At 62.1% G+C, this 18,052-nt stretch carries 13 protein-coding genes and 1 tRNA gene; 1 reads left to right on the forward strand and 13 read right to left on the reverse strand.

The annotated features are described in order from the left end of the window. Window positions 1-90 precede the first annotated feature (90 nt). The 4 genes from fusA to recQ all read right to left on the reverse strand — a co-directional run bounded on the left by fusA (window position 91) and on the right by recQ (window position 5,415). Complete coding sequence (gene fusA / locus HMPREF3115_RS25180) at window positions 91-2,193, reverse strand: elongation factor G (protein ID WP_006400661.1); 2,103 nt, start codon at window positions 2,191-2,193, stop codon at window positions 91-93. Window positions 2,194-2,316: 123 nt separating this feature from the next. Further along, a complete protein-coding gene (gene rpsG / locus HMPREF3115_RS25185; RefSeq protein ID WP_004198359.1) occupies window positions 2,317-2,787 on the reverse strand; it encodes a 30S ribosomal protein S7 in 471 nt (156 codons plus the stop codon). Between the two features lie 172 nt (window positions 2,788-2,959). Then, complete coding sequence (gene rpsL / locus HMPREF3115_RS25190) at window positions 2,960-3,340, reverse strand: 30S ribosomal protein S12 (protein WP_006400662.1); 381 nt, start codon at window positions 3,338-3,340, stop codon at window positions 2,960-2,962. 227 nt (window positions 3,341-3,567) lie between these two features. Further along, entirely contained in the window at window positions 3,568-5,415 is a 1,848-nt protein-coding gene (recQ, locus tag HMPREF3115_RS25195; protein ID WP_170933541.1) for a DNA helicase RecQ, read from the reverse strand. Here recQ and HMPREF3115_RS31780 point away from each other — a divergent pair. After that, window positions 5,414-5,611: a hypothetical protein gene (locus HMPREF3115_RS31780; protein WP_176748770.1), complete on the forward strand. Its 198-nt coding sequence runs from the start codon at window positions 5,414-5,416 to the stop codon at window positions 5,609-5,611. The two genes, recQ and HMPREF3115_RS31780, sit on opposite strands and share 2 nt — an antisense overlap. Before the next feature lie 33 nt (window positions 5,612-5,644). Here the strand turns inward: HMPREF3115_RS31780 and rpoC are convergent, their stop codons facing one another. The 9 genes from rpoC to HMPREF3115_RS25240 all read right to left on the reverse strand — a co-directional run bounded on the left by rpoC (window position 5,645) and on the right by HMPREF3115_RS25240 (window position 17,963). Next, window positions 5,645-9,886 (reverse strand): DNA-directed RNA polymerase subunit beta', encoded by a 4,242-nt coding sequence (gene rpoC, locus HMPREF3115_RS25200; RefSeq protein WP_070556563.1) that lies wholly within the window; start codon window positions 9,884-9,886, stop codon window positions 5,645-5,647. Between the two features lie 21 nt (window positions 9,887-9,907). Further along, on the reverse strand, window positions 9,908-14,014 hold the full coding sequence (rpoB, locus tag HMPREF3115_RS25205) for a DNA-directed RNA polymerase subunit beta (RefSeq protein WP_006400665.1): 4,107 nt from the start codon (window positions 14,012-14,014) through the stop codon (window positions 9,908-9,910). 378 nt (window positions 14,015-14,392) lie between these two features. Beyond that, complete coding sequence (rplL, locus tag HMPREF3115_RS25210) at window positions 14,393-14,767, reverse strand: 50S ribosomal protein L7/L12 (protein ID WP_006400666.1); 375 nt, start codon at window positions 14,765-14,767, stop codon at window positions 14,393-14,395. Window positions 14,768-14,830: 63 nt separating this feature from the next. Continuing rightward, entirely contained in the window at window positions 14,831-15,328 is a 498-nt protein-coding gene (gene rplJ, locus HMPREF3115_RS25215) for a 50S ribosomal protein L10 (protein ID WP_006400668.1), read from the reverse strand. A 305-nt stretch (window positions 15,329-15,633) separates the two neighbouring features. Then, a complete protein-coding gene (gene rplA, locus HMPREF3115_RS25220; RefSeq protein ID WP_070556565.1) occupies window positions 15,634-16,332 on the reverse strand; it encodes a 50S ribosomal protein L1 in 699 nt (232 codons plus the stop codon). Further along, window positions 16,333-16,764: a 50S ribosomal protein L11 gene (gene rplK, locus HMPREF3115_RS25225; protein ID WP_006400671.1), complete on the reverse strand. Its 432-nt coding sequence runs from the start codon at window positions 16,762-16,764 to the stop codon at window positions 16,333-16,335. Window positions 16,765-16,904: 140 nt separating this feature from the next. Then, entirely contained in the window at window positions 16,905-17,462 is a 558-nt protein-coding gene (gene nusG, locus HMPREF3115_RS25230; protein ID WP_006400672.1) for a transcription termination/antitermination protein NusG, read from the reverse strand. Between the two features lies 1 nt (window position 17,463). After that, on the reverse strand, window positions 17,464-17,844 hold the full coding sequence (gene secE, locus HMPREF3115_RS25235; protein ID WP_070556567.1) for a preprotein translocase subunit SecE: 381 nt from the start codon (window positions 17,842-17,844) through the stop codon (window positions 17,464-17,466). Window positions 17,845-17,887: 43 nt separating this feature from the next. Further along, window positions 17,888-17,963: transfer RNA gene (locus HMPREF3115_RS25240), tRNA-Trp, on the reverse strand. Window positions 17,964-18,052 lie beyond the last annotated feature (89 nt).

Genomic DNA, 18,052 nt, shown 5'->3' on the forward strand with positions numbered 1-18,052 from the left:
ACCAACGTTCACGTGCGGCTTGGTCCGCTCAAACTTCTCTTTTGCCATGATTCTCTTCTTTCAAAAAATAATCAGTTGGTAGATGCAGATTTACTTCGACTTCGCGCTGATGATCGCGTCGGCAACGTTGCGCGGAGCTTCAGCGTAGTGCTTGAACTCCATCGTGTACGTTGCACGGCCTTGCGTCAGCGAGCGCAGCGAGGTCGAGTAACCGAACATTTCCGACAGCGGCACTTCGGCGCGAACGATCTTGCCGCCGCCGACCATGTCTTCCATGCCCTGAACGATGCCGCGACGGCCCGACAGGTCGCCCATCACGTTGCCCATGTACTCTTCCGGCGTCTCGACCTCGACAGCCATCATCGGCTCGAGCACCACCGGATTCGCCTTGCGCATCGCTTCCTTGAACGCCATCGAACCGGCCATGCGGAACGCGTTTTCGTTCGAGTCGACGTCGTGGTACGAACCGAACGTCAGGTGAACCTTCACGTCGACGACCGGGAAGCCGGCCAGCACGCCCGACTTCAGCGTGTCCTGGATACCCTTGTCGACCGCCGGGATGTATTCGCGCGGAATCACGCCACCCTTGATCTCGTCGAAGAACTCGTAGCCCTTGCCCTGTTCGTTCGGCTCGAGCGTGATCACTGCGTGACCATACTGGCCGCGGCCGCCCGACTGCTTGACGAACTTGCCTTCGACGTCCTTCGCCGTCGAACGGATCGTTTCGCGGTACGCAACCTGCGGCTTGCCGACGGTCGCTTCGACGCCAAACTCACGCTTCATCCGGTCGACCAGAATTTCGAGGTGGAGCTCGCCCATGCCCGAAATGATGGTCTGGCCCGACTCTTCGTCGGTCTGCACGCGGAACGACGGATCTTCCTGCGCGAGACGGTTCAGCGCGAGGCCCATCTTTTCCTGGTCGGCCTTCGTCTTCGGCTCGACAGCCTGCGAAATCACCGGCTCCGGGAACACCATGCGCTCGAGCACGATCGGGTTGGCCGGATCGCACAGCGTGTCGCCCGTGGTCGCTTCCTTCAGGCCGACCGCAGCGGCGATGTCGCCCGCGCGAACTTCCTTGATTTCCTCACGGTTGTTCGCGTGCATCTGCAGAATACGGCCGAGGCGTTCCTTCTTGCCCTTGGTCGAGTTCAGCACCGTGTCGCCCGAGTTGACGACGCCCGAGTACACACGGAAGAAGATCAGCTGGCCGACGAACGGGTCGGTCATGATCTTGAATGCGAGCGACGAGAACTTCTCGTCGTCCGACGCCTTGCGCTCGGCCGTTTCGCCGTTGTCGAGCTCGCCCTTGACCGGCGGGATGTCGACCGGCGACGGCAGGAAGTCGATCACGGCGTCGAGCATGCGCTGCACGCCCTTGTTCTTGAACGCGGTACCGCACAGCATCGGCTGGATTTCGCACGCGATCGTACGGTCGCGCAGCGCCTTGATGATGTCGGCTTCCGGCAGATCGCCTTCTTCCAGGTACTTGTTCATCAGGTCTTCGTTGGCTTCCGCAGCCGCCTCGACCATCTTTTCACGCCATTCCTGGCACGTGTCGACGAGCTCGGCCGGGATGTCGACGTAGTCGAACTTCGTGCCCTGCGACGCCTCGTCCCAAATGATCGCCTTCATCTTCAGCAGATCGACGACGCCCTTGAAGTTTTCTTCCGCGCCGATCGGCACCACGACCGGAACCGGGTTCGCCTTCAGGCGCAGACGGAGCTGGTCGTAGACCTTGAAGAAGTTCGCGCCGGTACGGTCCATCTTGTTGACGAACGCGAGACGCGGCACCTTGTACTTGTTCGCCTGGCGCCACACCGTTTCCGACTGCGGCTGCACGCCGCCCACTGCGCAGTAGACCATGCACGCGCCGTCCAGCACGCGCATCGAACGCTCCACTTCGATCGTGAAGTCGACGTGCCCCGGCGTGTCGATGATGTTGATGCGGTGTTCCGGATAGTTGCCGCCCATGCCCTTCCAGAAGGCGGTGGTAGCAGCGGACGTGATCGTGATGCCACGCTCCTGTTCCTGCTCCATCCAGTCCATCGTTGCTGCGCCGTCGTGGACTTCACCGATCTTGTGGTTCACACCGGTGTAAAACAGAATGCGCTCGGTCGTCGTCGTCTTGCCGGCGTCGATGTGAGCGCTAATACCGATATTGCGGTAGCGCTCGATGGGAGTCTTGCGAGCCACTTTGATCCTCTACTGGGATGGCGCGACGCAGCCCTGCTGCATCGCGCCTCAACACAAACGGGCGAGGCGCTCGAAAAGCGCACCCGCCCGGAATTTATTTCCGCTAACAGCCCAGCCAGGCGCTTAGAAACGGAAATGCGAGAACGCGCGGTTGGCTTCTGCCATGCGGTGAACTTCGTCGCGCTTCTTCATCGCGCCGCCACGGCCTTCGGCCGCTTCGGAGAGTTCACCTGCCAGGCGCAGAGCCATCGACTTCTCGCTGCGCTTCTTCGCAGCCTCGCGCAGCCAGCGCATCGCCAATGCCATACGACGCGACGGGCGCACTTCGACCGGAACTTGATAGTTGGCACCACCAACGCGGCGGCTCTTCACTTCGACCACCGGCTTGACGTTGTTGAGCGCAACCGTGAACACTTCCAGCGGGTCCTTGCCACCCTTGGTCTGGATCTGTTCGAAAGCACCATAAACGATGCGTTCAGCGACCGACTTCTTGCCGGACAGCATCAGCATGTTCATGAACTTGGCTACATCCACGTTGCCGTACTTCGGATCCGGCAACACTTCCCGCTTGGGGACTTCGCGACGACGCGGCATGATTCTTCCTTTACCTGTTCAGTTGGAGCTGTGTTCAGCCCCGCGGCCACCAACTAACCCGATCACATCTTCACGACTAACCAGCTTGGCCGGGTGACCACTTACTCGACAGCACCGGCAATCCGGCACCACCGCCTTGACCGCCCTGAGGCGATCCCTGATCAAACGCTGCTTACTTGGCAGCCTTTGCACGCTTCGCGCCGTACTTCGAGCGCGCTTGCTTACGGTCCTTGACGCCCTGGGTATCCAGCGAGCCGCGAACCATGTGGTAACGCACACCCGGCAAGTCCTTCACACGGCCGCCGCGGATCAGCACAACCGAGTGCTCCTGCAGGTTGTGGCCTTCACCGCCGATGTACGAAATCACTTCGAAGCCGTTCGTCAGACGAACCTTGGCGACCTTACGGAGTGCCGAGTTCGGCTTCTTCGGCGTCGTCGTGTACACACGGGTGCACACGCCGCGACGCTGGGGGCAGTCCTGCAGGGCCGGGCTCTTGCTCTTCGTCGTTTCCGACTGACGGCCTTTGCGAACCAGTTGGTTGATGGTTGGCATTGTTTATTCCTGAAATTGAACAAAATCCGCACATCGATTTCGGGCAAAGCGAAAATCGACGCACAGTTGACTCCCGGCGCGGCGAATCGGGCACGAACCTTCGAACGCGTGTCGACCCACCGAAGACCGGAACCCAGCATGATATTCCGGAAATACCAACTAAGTCAACGGCTTGCGTGATTTTCCGCCGGTCGCGCCCGTTGACCGGAAGGGTCGGAACGCCTGTGTCAGGCCGATTCGACGACGTCGATGATCTCGTCGCCGAACCGCTCGAGCTTGCGCACGCCCATGCCGGGGATATGGCGCAGATCGTCGATCGTCTCCGGGGCATTGCGCGCGATCTCCGCGAGCGTCGCGTCGTGGAAGATCACGTAGGCCGGCACGCCGTCGGCCTTCGCCGTCTCCGCGCGCCACGCGCGCAGCGCGTCCCAGCGCGCGCGCTCGCGTGCGCCCATGCCGGCCGTCGGATCGACGCGCGTGCCGCTGCGGCCGGACGACTGGCGCGTGCGCTGCGGCTTCACGTAGCGTCGCAGCGTGACCTTCTCGTCGCCCTTCAGCACGGGCTTCGCGGCTTCGGTCAGCACGAGTGCGCCGAATCCGCCGTGATCGACCGCAAGATAGCCGTACGCGACGAGTTGCCGGAAAATCGCGCGCCACTCGGGCTCCGACAGCGCCGCACCGATCCCGAACGTACTGAGTTGATCGTGCCCGCGCTGCAGTACCTTTTCGGTACGCGCGCCGCGCAGAATCTCGATCAGATGGCTCGCGCCGAAGTTGAAGCCGCTCGCGCGCTGCGCGCGGAACACGCATGAGAGCGCCATTTGCGCTTCGCGCGTCGCGTCCCACGATGCGGGCGGCTCGAGGCACGTATCGCAGTTGCCGCACGGCTGGCTCGCTTCACCGAAGTAATTGAGCAGCCGCACGCGGCGACACGAGATCGTCTCGCACAGGCCGAGCAACGCGTCGAGCTTCGACGTCTGCACGCGCTTGTGCGCGTCGTCCGCATCGGACTCGTCGATCATCTTGCGCTGCTGGACGACGTCGCCGAGCCCGTACGCCATCCACGCGTTCGCCGGCAGCCCGTCGCGCCCTGCGCGGCCGGTCTCCTGGTAATAGCCTTCGACGCTCTTCGGCAGATCGAGGTGCGCGACGAAGCGCACGTCGGGCTTGTCGATGCCCATCCCGAACGCGATCGTCGCGCACATCACGATGCCTTCCTCGCGCTGGAACATCTCCTGATGCTTCTGCCGCACCTCGAATTCCATGCCGGCGTGATAAGGCAGCGCGCGGATGCCCTGCGCCTTCAGCCACTCGGCCGTTTCCTCGACCTTGCGGCGCGACAGGCAATAGACGACGCCGGCGTCGGTCGTGCCGTCGGCGTTCGTGTGTTCGGCGCGGATGAAATCGAGCAGCTGCGCGCGCGCGTTGTCCTTCTCGACGATCCGATAGCGGATGTTCGGCCGATCGAAGCTCGACACGAATACGCGCGCGTCGTCGAGCGCGAGACGGTGAATGATTTCGTCGCGCGTGATCGCATCGGCGGTCGCCGTCAGCGCGATGCGCGGCACCGTCGGAAACCGCTCGTGCAGCACCGACAGCTGGATGTATTCCGGACGGAAGTCGTGCCCCCACTGCGACACGCAGTGCGCCTCGTCGATCGCGAACAGCCCGATCTTCGCGCGTTCGAGCAGTTCGAGGAAACGCCCCGTCATCAGCCGTTCGGGTGCGACATACAGCAGGTCGATCTCGCCTTCGCGCAGCGCGCGCTCGGTCGCCGCTGCCTCGGCGCCCGACAGCGTCGAGTTCAGATACGCGGCACGCACGCCGACTTCGCGCAGCGCGGCGACCTGATCCTGCATCAGCGCGATCAGCGGCGACACGACGATGCCCGCACCATGGCCGGCCTCGCGGCGCATCAGCGCGGGAATCTGGTAGCACAGCGACTTGCCGCCGCCCGTCGGCATCAGCACCAGACAGTCGCCACCGCTCGCGACGTGCTCGACGATCTCGCCCTGCTGGCCGCGAAAGGCGGAATAACCGAAGACTTCGTCGAGGATTTCGAGGGCGCGAGACATGAATGATGAGAACGAGGACGGCGAAACGATGACCGCGATTTTAACAACCCGCCCCGCGCGGCGCGCGGCAAATCGCACGACGTTCGCCGTTCGGACAGCGTGCGCTCGCGCGCAGCGCGTGCCGATACGCCGCACGCACGCCCGCCAACGGGACGAACAAAAAAAAACCGCCCGGCAAACCGGGCGGTTTCGATGACAGCAAAGCAGACGCGGCTCGCGCCGCGCGCCGTTACTCGGCTGCCGGGTGTTGCGGCTCTTCCGCCGGCGTGCTCGGCGTGCCGAAGTCGAATGCCTCTTCCGCTGCGATCTGGTCGAAACGCTCGCGGTCGGACATCTCCTTCGCCTTGCGTGCCTTGTGGAACGCGAGACCCGTACCGGCCGGAATCAGACGGCCGACGATCACCTTTTCCTTCAGGCCGCGCAGATCGTCGCGCTTGCCCATGATCGCCGCTTCGGTCAGCACGCGGGTCGTTTCCTGGAACGATGCCGCGGAGATGAACGAATCGGTCGACAGCGACGCCTTCGTGATACCGAGCAGCACGTTCTCGTACGACGCCGGGCGCTTGCCCTCGGCGATCATGCGGTCGTTCTCGTCCAGCATGTCCGAACGCTCGACCTGCTCGCCCGGGATGAAGCGCGAATCGCCGTTGTCGGTGATCTGCACACGACGCAGCATCTGGCGAACGATCACCTCGATGTGCTTGTCGTTGATCTTCACGCCCTGCAGACGATACACGTCCTGCACTTCGTCCACGATGTAGCGCGACAGCGCCTCGATACCCTGCAGACGCAGGATGTCGTGCGGATCGGCCGGGCCGTCCACGATCATTTCGCCCTTGTTGACGACCTGACCGTCGTGGACCAGCACCTGCTTTTCCTTCGCAATCAGGAACTCGTGCTGGTTGCCCTCGAGATCCGTGATGACGAGACGCTGCTTGCCCTTCGTATCCTTGCCGAACGACACCGTACCGGTGACTTCCGCGAGGATGCCCGCATCCTTCGGCGAACGCGCTTCGAACAGCTCGGCCACGCGCGGCAGACCACCGGTAATGTCACGCGTCTTCTGCGATTCGGTCGGGATACGTGCGAGCACTTCACCGACCTGCACCTGCTGACCGTCCTTCACGGTGATCAGTGCGCCGACCTGGAAGCCGATCTGCACCGAGTGCTCCGTGCCCGGGATCTTCACTTCGTCGCCGTTCGCGTCGAGCAGCTTCACCTGCGGACGCACGCTCTTCGATGCCTGCGAACCGCGACGCTTCGCGTCGATCACGACGAGGGTCGACAGGCCGGTCACGTCGTCGATCTGCTTCGCGACCGTCACGCCTTCCTCGACGTTCTCGAACTTCACCGTACCGCCGTACTCGGTGATGATCGGACGCGTCATCGGATCCCACGTCGCCAGCTGCGTGCCGGCCTTGATCGCCGCGCCGTCGAGCTGCAGCAGCGTCGCGCCGTACGGGATCTTGTGACGTTCGCGCTCGCGACCGATGTCGTCGGTGATCAGCGCCTCGCCCGAACGCGAGATGACGATCTGCTCGCCCTTCGCGTTCGTCACGTAGCGCATCGACGGCGAGAAGCGGACGGTGCCGTTGCTCTTCGCCTCGACCGACGACGCGACTGCCGCACGCGATGCCGCACCACCGATGTGGAACGTACGCATCGTCAGCTGCGTGCCCGGCTCGCCGATCGACTGCGCCGCGATCACGCCGACTGCTTCGCCGACGTTCACGAGCGTGCCGCGGCCGAGGTCGCGGCCGTAGCACGATGCGCACAGGCCGTAACGCGTTTCGCAGGTCAGCGGCGTGCGCACGCGCACTTCGTCGATGCCGAGGCGTTCGATTTCCTCGACCGCCGTTTCGTCGAGCAGCGTGCCCGCTTCGTACAGCGTTTCCTGCGTTTCCGGGTTCACGACGTCCGCGACCGCGACGCGGCCGAGGATACGGTCGCGCAGCGCTTCGACGACTTCACCGCCTTCGACCAGCGCCTTCATCGCGACGCCGTTCGACGTGCCGCAATCGTCCTCGACGACCACCAGATCCTGCGTGACGTCGACCAGACGACGCGTCAGGTAACCCGAGTTCGCGGTCTTCAGTGCCGTATCAGCCAGACCCTTACGTGCACCGTGGGTCGAGATGAAGTACTGCAACACGTTCAGACCTTCGCGGAAGTTCGCGGTAATCGGCGTCTCGATAATCGAGCCGTCCGGCTTCGCCATCAGGCCGCGCATACCGGCCAGCTGACGAATCTGCACCGCCGAACCGCGGGCGCCCGAGTCGGCCATCATGTAGATCGAGTTGAACGATTCCTGGCGCGTCTCGTTGCCGTCGCGATCGATCACCGGCTCCGTCGACAGCTGCTCCATCATCGCCTTGCCGACCGCTTCCGACGTCGCCGACCAGATGTCGACCACGTTGTTGTAGCGTTCTTGCGCGGTGACGAGACCCGACATGTACTGACGGTCGTATTCCTTCACCTTCTTCGCGGCGTCGCCGACGATCGTCTCCTTCTGCGGCGGCACGAGCATGTCGTCCACGCAGATCGAGATACCGGCGCGCGTCGCGAGACGGAAGCCCGACTGCATCAGCTGATCGGCGAACACCACCGTCGCACGCAGACCGCACTTGCGGAATGCGGTGTTGATCAGGCGCGAGATTTCCTTCTTCTTCAGCGGCTTGTTCAGCACCGAGAACGGCAGGCCCGGCGGCAGAATTTCCGACAGGATCGCGCGGCCGACCGTCGTCGCGTAGAGCGAGATCTTCGGCACGAACTCCGGCGCGCCTTCCGACTTGTCCTCGTTGCGGACCATTTCGGTGATCCGCACGTTGACGCGCGAGGCGAGCTCGACTTCCTTGTTCTCGTACGCGCGGATCACTTCCGACACGCCGGTGAACGTGAGGCCTTCGCCCTTGCCGTTGATCGCTTCGCGGGTCGCGTAGTACAGACCCAGCACGATATCCTGCGACGGCACGATCGACGGATCGCCGTTGGCCGGGAACAGCACGTTGTTCGACGCGAGCATCAGCGTACGCGCTTCCATCTGCGCTTCGAGCGACAGCGGCACGTGGACGGCCATCTGGTCACCGTCGAAGTCGGCGTTGAACGCCGCACAGACGAGCGGGTGCAGCTGGATCGCCTTGCCTTCGATCAGCACGGGCTCGAACGCCTGGATGCCGAGACGGTGCAGCGTCGGCGCACGGTTCAGCATCACCGGGTGCTCGCGGATCACCTCTTCGAGGATGTCCCACACGACCGGCGTCTGGTTCTCGACTTCCTTCTTCGCCGCCTTGATGGTCGTCGCGACGCCCATCACTTCAAGCTTGTTGAAGATGAACGGCTTGAACAGCTCGAGCGCCATCAGCTTCGGCAGACCGCACTGATGCAGCTTCAGCGTCGGGCCGACCACGATGACCGAACGGCCCGAGTAGTCGACGCGCTTGCCCAGCAGGTTCTGACGGAAACGACCGCCCTTGCCCTTGATCATGTCGGCGAGCGACTTCAGCGGACGCTTGTTCGCGTCCGTCATCGCCTTGCCGCGACGACCGTTGTCGAGCAGCGAGTCGACGGCTTCCTGCAGCATCCGCTTTTCGTTGCGGACGATGATTTCAGGTGCCTTCAGCTCGAGCAGACGCTTCAACCGGTTGTTACGGTTGATCACGCGGCGATACAGGTCGTTCAGATCCGACGTCGCGAAACGGCCGCCGTCCAGCGGCACGAGCGGACGCAGTTCCGGCGGCAGCACCGGCAGCACTTCGAGGATCATCCACTCGGGCTTGATGCCCGAGCGCTGGAATGCCTCGAGGACCTTCAGGCGCTTCGCGTACTTCTTGATCTTCGCTTCCGAGCCGGTGTTCTTCAGCTCGGTGCGCAGCTGTTCGACCTGCTCGTCGATGTTGATCGCGCGCAGCAGTTCGCGCACGCCTTCCGCGCCCATTTCGGCACGGAATTCGTCGCCGTATTCCTCGACCTTGTTGTAGTAATCCTCTTCGGTCATGATCTGCCGCGCCTTCAGCGGCGTCATGCCCGGATCGATCACCACGTACGCTTCGAAGTACAGCACGCGCTCGATGTCGCGCAGCGTCATGTCGAGCACCATGCCCAGACGCGACGGCAGCGACTTCAGGAACCAGATGTGCGCGACCGGCGACGCGAGCTCGATGTGGCCCATGCGCTCGCGACGCACCTTCGCCAGCGTCACTTCAACGCCGCACTTCTCGCAGATCACGCCACGGTGCTTCAGGCGCTTGTACTTGCCGCACAGGCACTCGTAGTCCTTGATCGGACCGAAGATCTTCGCGCAGAACAGACCATCGCGTTCCGGCTTGAACGTACGGTAGTTGATGGTCTCCGGCTTCTTCACTTCGCCGAACGACCACGAACGGATCTTGTCGGGCGAGGCCAGACCGATCTTGATCGCGTCGAAAACTTCTTCCTGTTGGACTTGCTTGAATAGATCGAGCAGAGCTTTCATTGCTTTCTCTCCGTAGTCCGATTAATTGCGGTCGAGATCGATATCGATACCGAGCGAGCGGATTTCCTTCACCAGCACGTTGAAGGATTCCGGCATGCCTGCATCGATCACGTGATCGCCCTTGACCAGGTTCTCGTACACCTTGGTCCGGCCCGTCACGTCGTCCGACTTCACCGTCAGCATTTCCTGCAGCACATACGATGCGCCGTACGCTTCGAGCGCCCACACTTCCATTTCACCGAAACGCTGACCACCGAACTGCGCCTTACCACCCAGCGGCTGCTGCGTGACGAGCGAGTACGGGCCCGTCGAACGCGCGTGCATCTTGTCGTCGACAAGGTGATGCAGCTTCAGGTAGTGCATGTAGCCGACCGTCACGCGACGCTCGAACGGCTCGCCCGTACGACCGTCGTACAGGCGAACCTGGTTCTTCGACGGGTTCATGTCGAGCTGCTTCGCGATGTCGTCCGGGAACGCGAGGTCGAGCATCTTCGCCATTTCGTCCTCGGTCGCACCGTCGAACACCGGCGTCGCAAACGGCACGCCTTCGCGCAGGTTCTTCGCGAGTTCGAGGATCTCGTCGTCGGAGAAGCTGTCCAGATCTTCCGCGCGACCCGACTCGTTGTAGATCTTCGTCAGGAACGCACGCAGCTCTTCGATCTTTGCCTGACGCTGCAGCATTTCGCCGATACGCCAGCCGAGGCCCTTCGCGGCCCAGCCGAGGTGCACTTCCAGAACCTGACCCACGTTCATCCGCGACGGCACGCCGAGCGGGTTCAGCACGACGTCTGCCGGACGGCCGTCGGCCATGTACGGCATGTCTTCGATCGGCACGATCTTCGACACGACACCCTTGTTGCCGTGACGGCCTGCCATCTTGTCGCCAGGCTGCAGACGGCGCTTCACCGCCAGGTACACCTTGACCATCTTCAGCACGCCCGGCGGCAGTTCGTCGCCTTGCGTGAGCTTCTTGCGCTTCTCTTCGAACGCCAGATCGAACTGGTGACGCTTCTCTTCGATCGAGTTCTTGATTGCTTCGAGCTGCGCCGCTGCTTCGTCATCCGCGAGGCGGATGTCGAACCAGTGGTAGTGGTCGAGATCTTCCAGGTACGCCTGGTCGATCTTCGTGCCCTTCGCGAGCTTCTTCGGACCGCCGTTCGCGACCTTGCCGACCAGCATGCGCGCGAGACGCTGGAACGCGTCGCCTTCCACGATACGCAGCTGGTCGTTCAGGTCGAGACGGTAGCGCTTCAGTTCGTCGTCGATGATCTGTTGCGCACGCTTGTCGCGCTGGATGCCTTCACGCGTGAACACCTGGACGTCGATCACGGTGCCGCTCATGCCCGACGGCACGCGCAGCGACGTGTCCTTCACGTCCGACGCCTTCTCGCCGAAGATCGCGCGCAGCAGCTTCTCTTCCGGCGTCAGCTGGGTCTCGCCCTTCGGCGTGACCTTGCCGACCAGCACGTCGCCGGCTTCGACTTCCGCACCGATGTAGACGATGCCCGATTCGTCGAGACGGCCGAGCTGGACTTCCGCCAGGTTCGAGATGTCGCGCGTGATTTCTTCCGGCCCGAGCTTCGTGTCGCGTGCAACGACGTTCAGCTCTTCGATGTGGATCGACGTGTAGCGATCGTCGGCCACGACCTTCTCCGAGATCAGGATCGAATCCTCGAAGTTGTAGCCGTTCCACGGCATGAACGCGATCAGCATGTTCTGGCCGAGCGCGAGCTCGCCCAGGTCCGTCGAGGCGCCGTCGGCCAGCACGTCGCCGCGCGAGACCTTGTCGCCCATCTTCACGATCGGACGCTGGTTGATGTTCGTGTTCTGGTTCGAACGCGTGTACTTGATCAGGTTGTAGATGTCGACACCGACTTCACCTGCGACCGCTTCGTCGTCGTTCACGCGAATCACGATACGGCCTGCGTCGACGTAGTCGACGACACCGCCGCGGAACGCCTGAACCGTCGTGCCCGAGTCGACCGCGCAGGTGCGCTCGATGCCGGTACCGACGACCGGCTTCTCCGGACGCAGACACGGCACGGCCTGACGCTGCATGTTCGAGCCCATCAGTGCACGGTTCGCGTCGTCGTGCTCGAGGAACGGAATCAGCGATGCCGCGACCGACACGATCTGCGACGGCGCCACGTCCATGTACTGGATGCGGTCCGGCGTGACCATCATCGTTTCGCCGGCCTCACGCGACGACACGAGTTCGTCGGTCAGTCGGCCTTCGTCGTCGATCGCCGCGTTCGCCTGCGCGATCATGTAACGGCCTTCCTCGATCGCCGACAGATAGTCGATCTGGTCGGTCACCTTGCCGTCCACGACCTTGCGGTACGGCGTCTCGAGGAAGCCGTACTCGTTCAGGTGCGCGTACAGTGCGAGCGAGTTGATCAGACCGATGTTCGGACCTTCCGGCGTTTCGATCGGGCACACGCGGCCGTAGTGGGTCGGGTGCACGTCGCGAACTTCGAAGCCTGCGCGCTCGCGCGTCAGACCGCCCGGGCCCAGTGCGGAAACGCGGCGCTTGTGCGTGATTTCCGACAGCGGGTTGGTCTGGTCCATGAACTGCGACAGCTGCGACGAACCGAAGAACTCGCGGATCGCCGACGAAATCGGCTTCGAGTTGATCAGGTCGTGCGGCATCAGGTTTTCGCTTTCGGCCTGGCCGAGGCGTTCCTTGACCGCGCGCTCGACGCGCACGAGACCCGCGCGGAACTGGTTTTCCGCCAGTTCGCCGACGCAACGCACGCGACGGTTGCCGAGGTGGTCGATGTCGTCCACTTCGCCCTTGCCGTTGCGCAGCTCGACGAGGATCTTGATCGTCGCGAGGATGTCGTCGTCCTGCAGCGTCATCGGGCCCGTGATTTCGTCACGGCCGACGCGGCGGTTGAACTTCATGCGGCCGACCTTCGACAGGTCGTACGCTTCTTCGCTGTAGAACAGACGGTTGAACAGCGCCTCGACCGCTTCTTCGGTCGGCGGCTCGCCCGGACGCATCATGCGGTAGATCGCGATGCGCGCGGCCGTCTTGTCGGTCGTTTCGTCGACACGCAGCGTCGACGAGATGTACGGACCCTGGTCCAGATCGTTCGTGTAGAGCGTCTGGATTTCCTTGATGCCCGCTTCGCGCAGCTTCTCGAGCACGCTTTCGGTGATCTCGTCGTTCGCGTTCGCGATCACTTCGCCCGTCTCGCCGTCGACGACGTTCTTCGCCAGCACGCGGCCGAGCAGATAGTCTTCCGGCACCGAGATGAACTTCGTCTTCGCGGCTTCGAGGTCGCGGATGTGCTTCGCGTTGATCCGCTTGTCCTTCTGGACGATGACCTTGCCGTCGCGATCCGTGATGTCGAAGCGCGCGACTTCGCCGCGCAGGCGCTCGGGCACGAACTCGAGCTGCGCACCTTCGTCCATCAACGTGAAGTTGTCGAACACGAAGAAGTTCGCGAGGATCTGTTCCGGCGTGAGGCCGATCGCCTTCAGCAGGATCGTGACCGGCATCTTGCGGCGACGGTCGACGCGGAAGTACAGGATGTCCTTCGGATCGAATTCGAAGTCGAGCCACGAGCCGCGGTACGGAATGATCCGTGCCGAGAACAGCAGCTTGCCCGAGCTGTGCGTCTTGCCCTTGTCGTGTTCGAAGAACACGCCCGGCGAACGGTGCAGCTGCGAGACGATGACACGCTCGGTGCCGTTGATGACGAACGAGCCGGTCGGCGTCATGAGCGGAATTTCGCCCATGTACACTTCCTGCTCCTTCACTTCCTTGACGACGGGCTTGTTCGGCGATTCCTTGTCGAGGATGACGAGGCGGACCTTCGCGCGCAGCGCGGAGCAGTACGTCAGGCCGCGCTGCTGGCATTCCTTGATGTTGAATGCCGGCGCGGACAGCGCATAGCTCACGAACTCGAGGCGCGCGAAGCCGTTGTGCGAAACAATGGGAAATACCGATGTGAAAGCGGCCTGCAAACCTTCAGGCTTGCGTTGCGTCGCCGGCACATCGGCTTGCAGAAACGTGCTGAATGATTCAAGCTGGGTGGCCAGCAGGAAAGGAACTTGGTGAACGATGGGGCGCTTCGCGAAACTCTTGCGAATGCGCTTCTTCTCGGTGAAGGAATATTGCATACGATCTCCGAATCACGGCGGGTGCTATCGAGGCGGAATACCTGGACGTTTCAAACCCGAGTGTTCACCGACTGAGACCCGATGGCCGTCCGACGGCTTGAACGAGCCGAGAAGCTTGGTGGTTGGCCGCTACCAACCGCTGGCTGACGGCAGCGGATGCCTGTGTTGCCCGCTACCCGACCAAACTTGCCTTCTGCAGTCGCTTCAGAAGACAAAGAGAATCGCCAATCGCCGTGCAGCAGCCACGATTTGACGTTTATCTTTGGCTTCTGGGGCCGATTATCCCGCCTCCCGAAAGAGTGCCAGAATAACGTCCCCACAAAGCACAAAAAGGCCGGCGGTGAAAATACCGCCAGCCTTCGCACAGCGCGTCGGAACTTACTTGAGTTCGACCTTCGCGCCTGCGTCTTCCAGCTTCTTCTTCGCTTCTTCAGCAGCAGCCTTGTCGACGCCTTCCTTGACGGGCTTCGGTGCGCCGTCGACGAGGTCCTTCGCTTCCTTCAGGCCCAGGCCCGTGATTTCGCGAACGGCCTTGATGACTGCGACCTTGTTGCTGCCTGCTTCAGCCAGAACGACCGTGAAGTCGGTCTTCTCTTCAGCAGCAGCTGCTGCGCCGCCGCCTGCCGGGCCAGCGACTGCGACTGCAGCTGCCGACACGCCAAACTTCTCTTCGAACGCCTTGACCAGTTCGTTCAGTTCGAGAACGGTCATCCCTTCGACTGCTGCCAGGATGTCTTCTTTTGCGATTGCCATTTGAAATACTCCTAAATTGAATTCGGATACAGCCAGCGATCAGTGACGCTGATGCGTGTTCGATTACGCAGCTTCTGCTTGCTTCTTCTCGGCCAGCGCGGCAAGAGCACGCGCGAAGCCCGAAACAGGCGCTTGCATGACGAACAGCAGCTTCGAGAGCAGTTCTTCACGGCTCGGGATGCTTGCCAGCGCTTGCACGCCAGCCTTATCCATCACCTTGCCATCGAACGAACCAGCCTTGATGACCAACTTGTCATTGCTCTTGCTGAAGTCGTTGACGACCTTAGCAGCGGCAATTGCATCTTCCGAGATGCCGTAGATCAGCGGACCAGTCATCTGCTCTGCCAGCGGAGCAAAGGGCGTACCTTCAACAGCGCGACGCGCCAGCGTGTTCTTCAGAACGCGCAGGTAAACCTTCTGCTCGCGCGCTTTCGCGCGCAGCGTGGTCAGATCGCCAACCGCAATTCCACGATACTCAGCCAGCACAACGGTCTGGGCCTTCGCAACTTGTGCGGCGACCTCAGCAACGACGGCTTGCTTGTCTTCTCTATTAAGCGGCACGGTTAGCCTCCAGAAACGATACGCTCGGCTAGCCGGTATGGCTCGACCTCACGTACCTCGTTCAACAACGGCGTCCGACCTCGTTAGGAGTATTTCCACCTCACGCCGCGAACTGCTTCGCGACCTGCGGCTTCACCACTACAAAACTTTTTCGGGTTCGCCATCTGCGTTGGCTTGAATTAAGGGATGCCCGACTGCTGCCTCCCACCAACGGTCTTTGATAACCGGTTGCCCGCGGACTGCACGAACAACCGCCCAAAGCCCTTGAAGACCGCTTCGCGAACGAAGCGGCCTGAATTTCATGCTTACTGCGCGACCAGCGTAGCCTGGTCGACACGCACGCCGACGCCCATCGTGCTCGACAGTGCGATCTTGCGCAGGTAGACGCCCTTGCTCGTTGCCGGCTTGGCCTTCTGCAGCGCTTCGATCAGCGCCGACAGGTTCGAACGCAGCGCAGCCGGTTCGAACGATGCACGGCCGATCGTCGCGTGGATGATACCGGCCTTGTCGACGCGGAACTGCACCTGACCAGCCTTCGCGTTCTTGACCGCGGTCGCGACGTCCGGCGTGACCGTGCCGACCTTCGGGTTCGGCATCAGGCCGCGCGGGCCGAGGATCTGACCGAGCGTACCGACGATACGCATCGTGTCCGGCGAAGCGATCACGATGTCGAAGTCCATCTGGCCAGCCTTGATCTGCTCGGCCAGGTCTTCCATACCGACGACTTCCGCGCCTGCTGCACGTGCCTGCTCGGCCTTCTCGCCTTGCGCGAACACGGCGACGCGAACCGACTTGCCCGTACCGGCCGGCAGAACGACCGAACCGCGAACGACCTGGTCCGACTTCTTCGCGTCGATGCCGAGCTGGACTGCGACGTCGATCGACTCGTTGAACTTCGCGCTCGCGCATTCCTTCACGAGTGCCAGTGCGTCGTCGATCGCGTACAGCTTCTGACGATCGACCTTGGCGGCAAATGCCTGACGGCGCTTGGAGATCTTAGCCATTTACACGCCCTCCACAGTGATGCCCATCGAGCGTGCGCTACCAGCGATGGTGCGAACGGCTGCGTCCAGATCAGCTGCCGTGAGGTCCGGCATCTTCGTCTTTGCGATCTCTTCGGCTTGAGCGCGCGTGATCGAACCGACCTTGTCGGTGTGCGGCTTGCTCGAGCCCTTGTCCACCTTCGCCGCCTTCTTGATCAGGACGGTCGCCGGCGGCGTCTTCATCACGAACGTGAAGCTCTTGTCAGCGTATGCCGTGATGACGACCGGCACCGGCAGTCCCGGCTCCATACCTTGAGTCTGCGCGTTGAACGCCTTGCAGAACTCCATGATGTTCAGGCCGCGCTGGCCCAGTGCCGGACCGACCGGCGGCGACGGGTTGGCTTTACCTGCAGGAATCTGCAGCTTGATAAAGCCGACAATCTTCTTTGCCATTTGAAAACCTCGTTGGAACGCCAAGCGGCGTTCGGTGAGTGATAACGCGCGTTCGCCGCTGGCTACTGACGCTCCTCAACGGCCATGACGCGGGCCGTAAGCGCGAAGGTGGGCAGCCGAGGCTGCCCACAGAATCAGGATCAGACTTTTTCGACCTGGCCGAATTCGAGTTCGACCGGGGTAGAACGGCCAAAGATGGTGACCGACACGCGCACGCGCGACTTTTCGTAGTTGACTTCTTCGACGGTGCCGTTGAAGTCCGTGAACGGGCCTTCCTTGACCCGTACCATCTCGCCCACTTCGAACAGGGTCTTCGGGCGCGGCTTCTCCACGCCTTCCTGCATCTGCGACATGATCTTCTCGACTTCCTTCGGGGAAATCGGGGTCGGGCGGTTGCGTGCGCCGCCGACGAAACCGGTGACCTTCGCGGTGTTCTTCACGAGGTGCCACGTTTCGTCCGTCATTTCCATTTCCACGAGCACGTAGCCCGGGAAGAAACGACGTTCCGTCACAGCCTTGTGGCCGCCTTTGACTTCGACCACTTCTTCGGTCGGGACCAGGATCTGACCGAATTTATCCTGCATGCCGGCCCGTTCGATGCGCTCCTGAAGCGCACGTTGCACGCTCTTCTCCATGCCGGAGTAGGCGTGCACGACGTACCAACGTTTTCCGCTCGGAGATGCCGGAGTATCGCTCATATCATTTCCAACCCAGAATCGCCGAGAAAATCACCCATTCGATCGATTTGTCGCTCAACCAGAGGAAAATCGCCATCACAAGCACGAAACCGAACACGACGAGCGTGGTTTGCGTTGCTTCCTTACGGGTGGGCCAAACGACCTTCCGGACTTCCTTGTACGAGTCCTTGGCAAACGCGATGAGGCTTTTGCCAGGAGCGGACATCAGCCCGACGGCCACGCCGGCGACGATCCCGACCGCCAACGCGGCGCCGCGGACATACCACTGCTGATTGCCCAGCCAGAAGAAGCCCACGAATCCGGCCAAGACCAGCAATACGCCCAGGGCCAGCATCAGCTTATCGCCGGAGGTATTTACAGTTTCGACGGATGGATTCGCCATAACACCTTAAAACAAATGCCACGTAGGACACGTGGCTATTTTTTGGCAGGGGCAGAGGGAATCGAACCCCCAACCTTCGGTTTTGGAGACCGACGCTCTGCCAGTTGAGCTATACCCCTAGACCATGTTGGGGCCGGCTATCGCCAGCCCCAAAACTGTCGATCAACGAATAACTGGCTTACTCGATGATCTTTGCGACGACGCCGGC

The sequence above is a fragment of the Burkholderia sp. HMSC10F09 genome (assembly GCF_001806955.1).
Lineage (GTDB): Bacteria > Pseudomonadota > Gammaproteobacteria > Burkholderiales > Burkholderiaceae > Burkholderia > Burkholderia multivorans.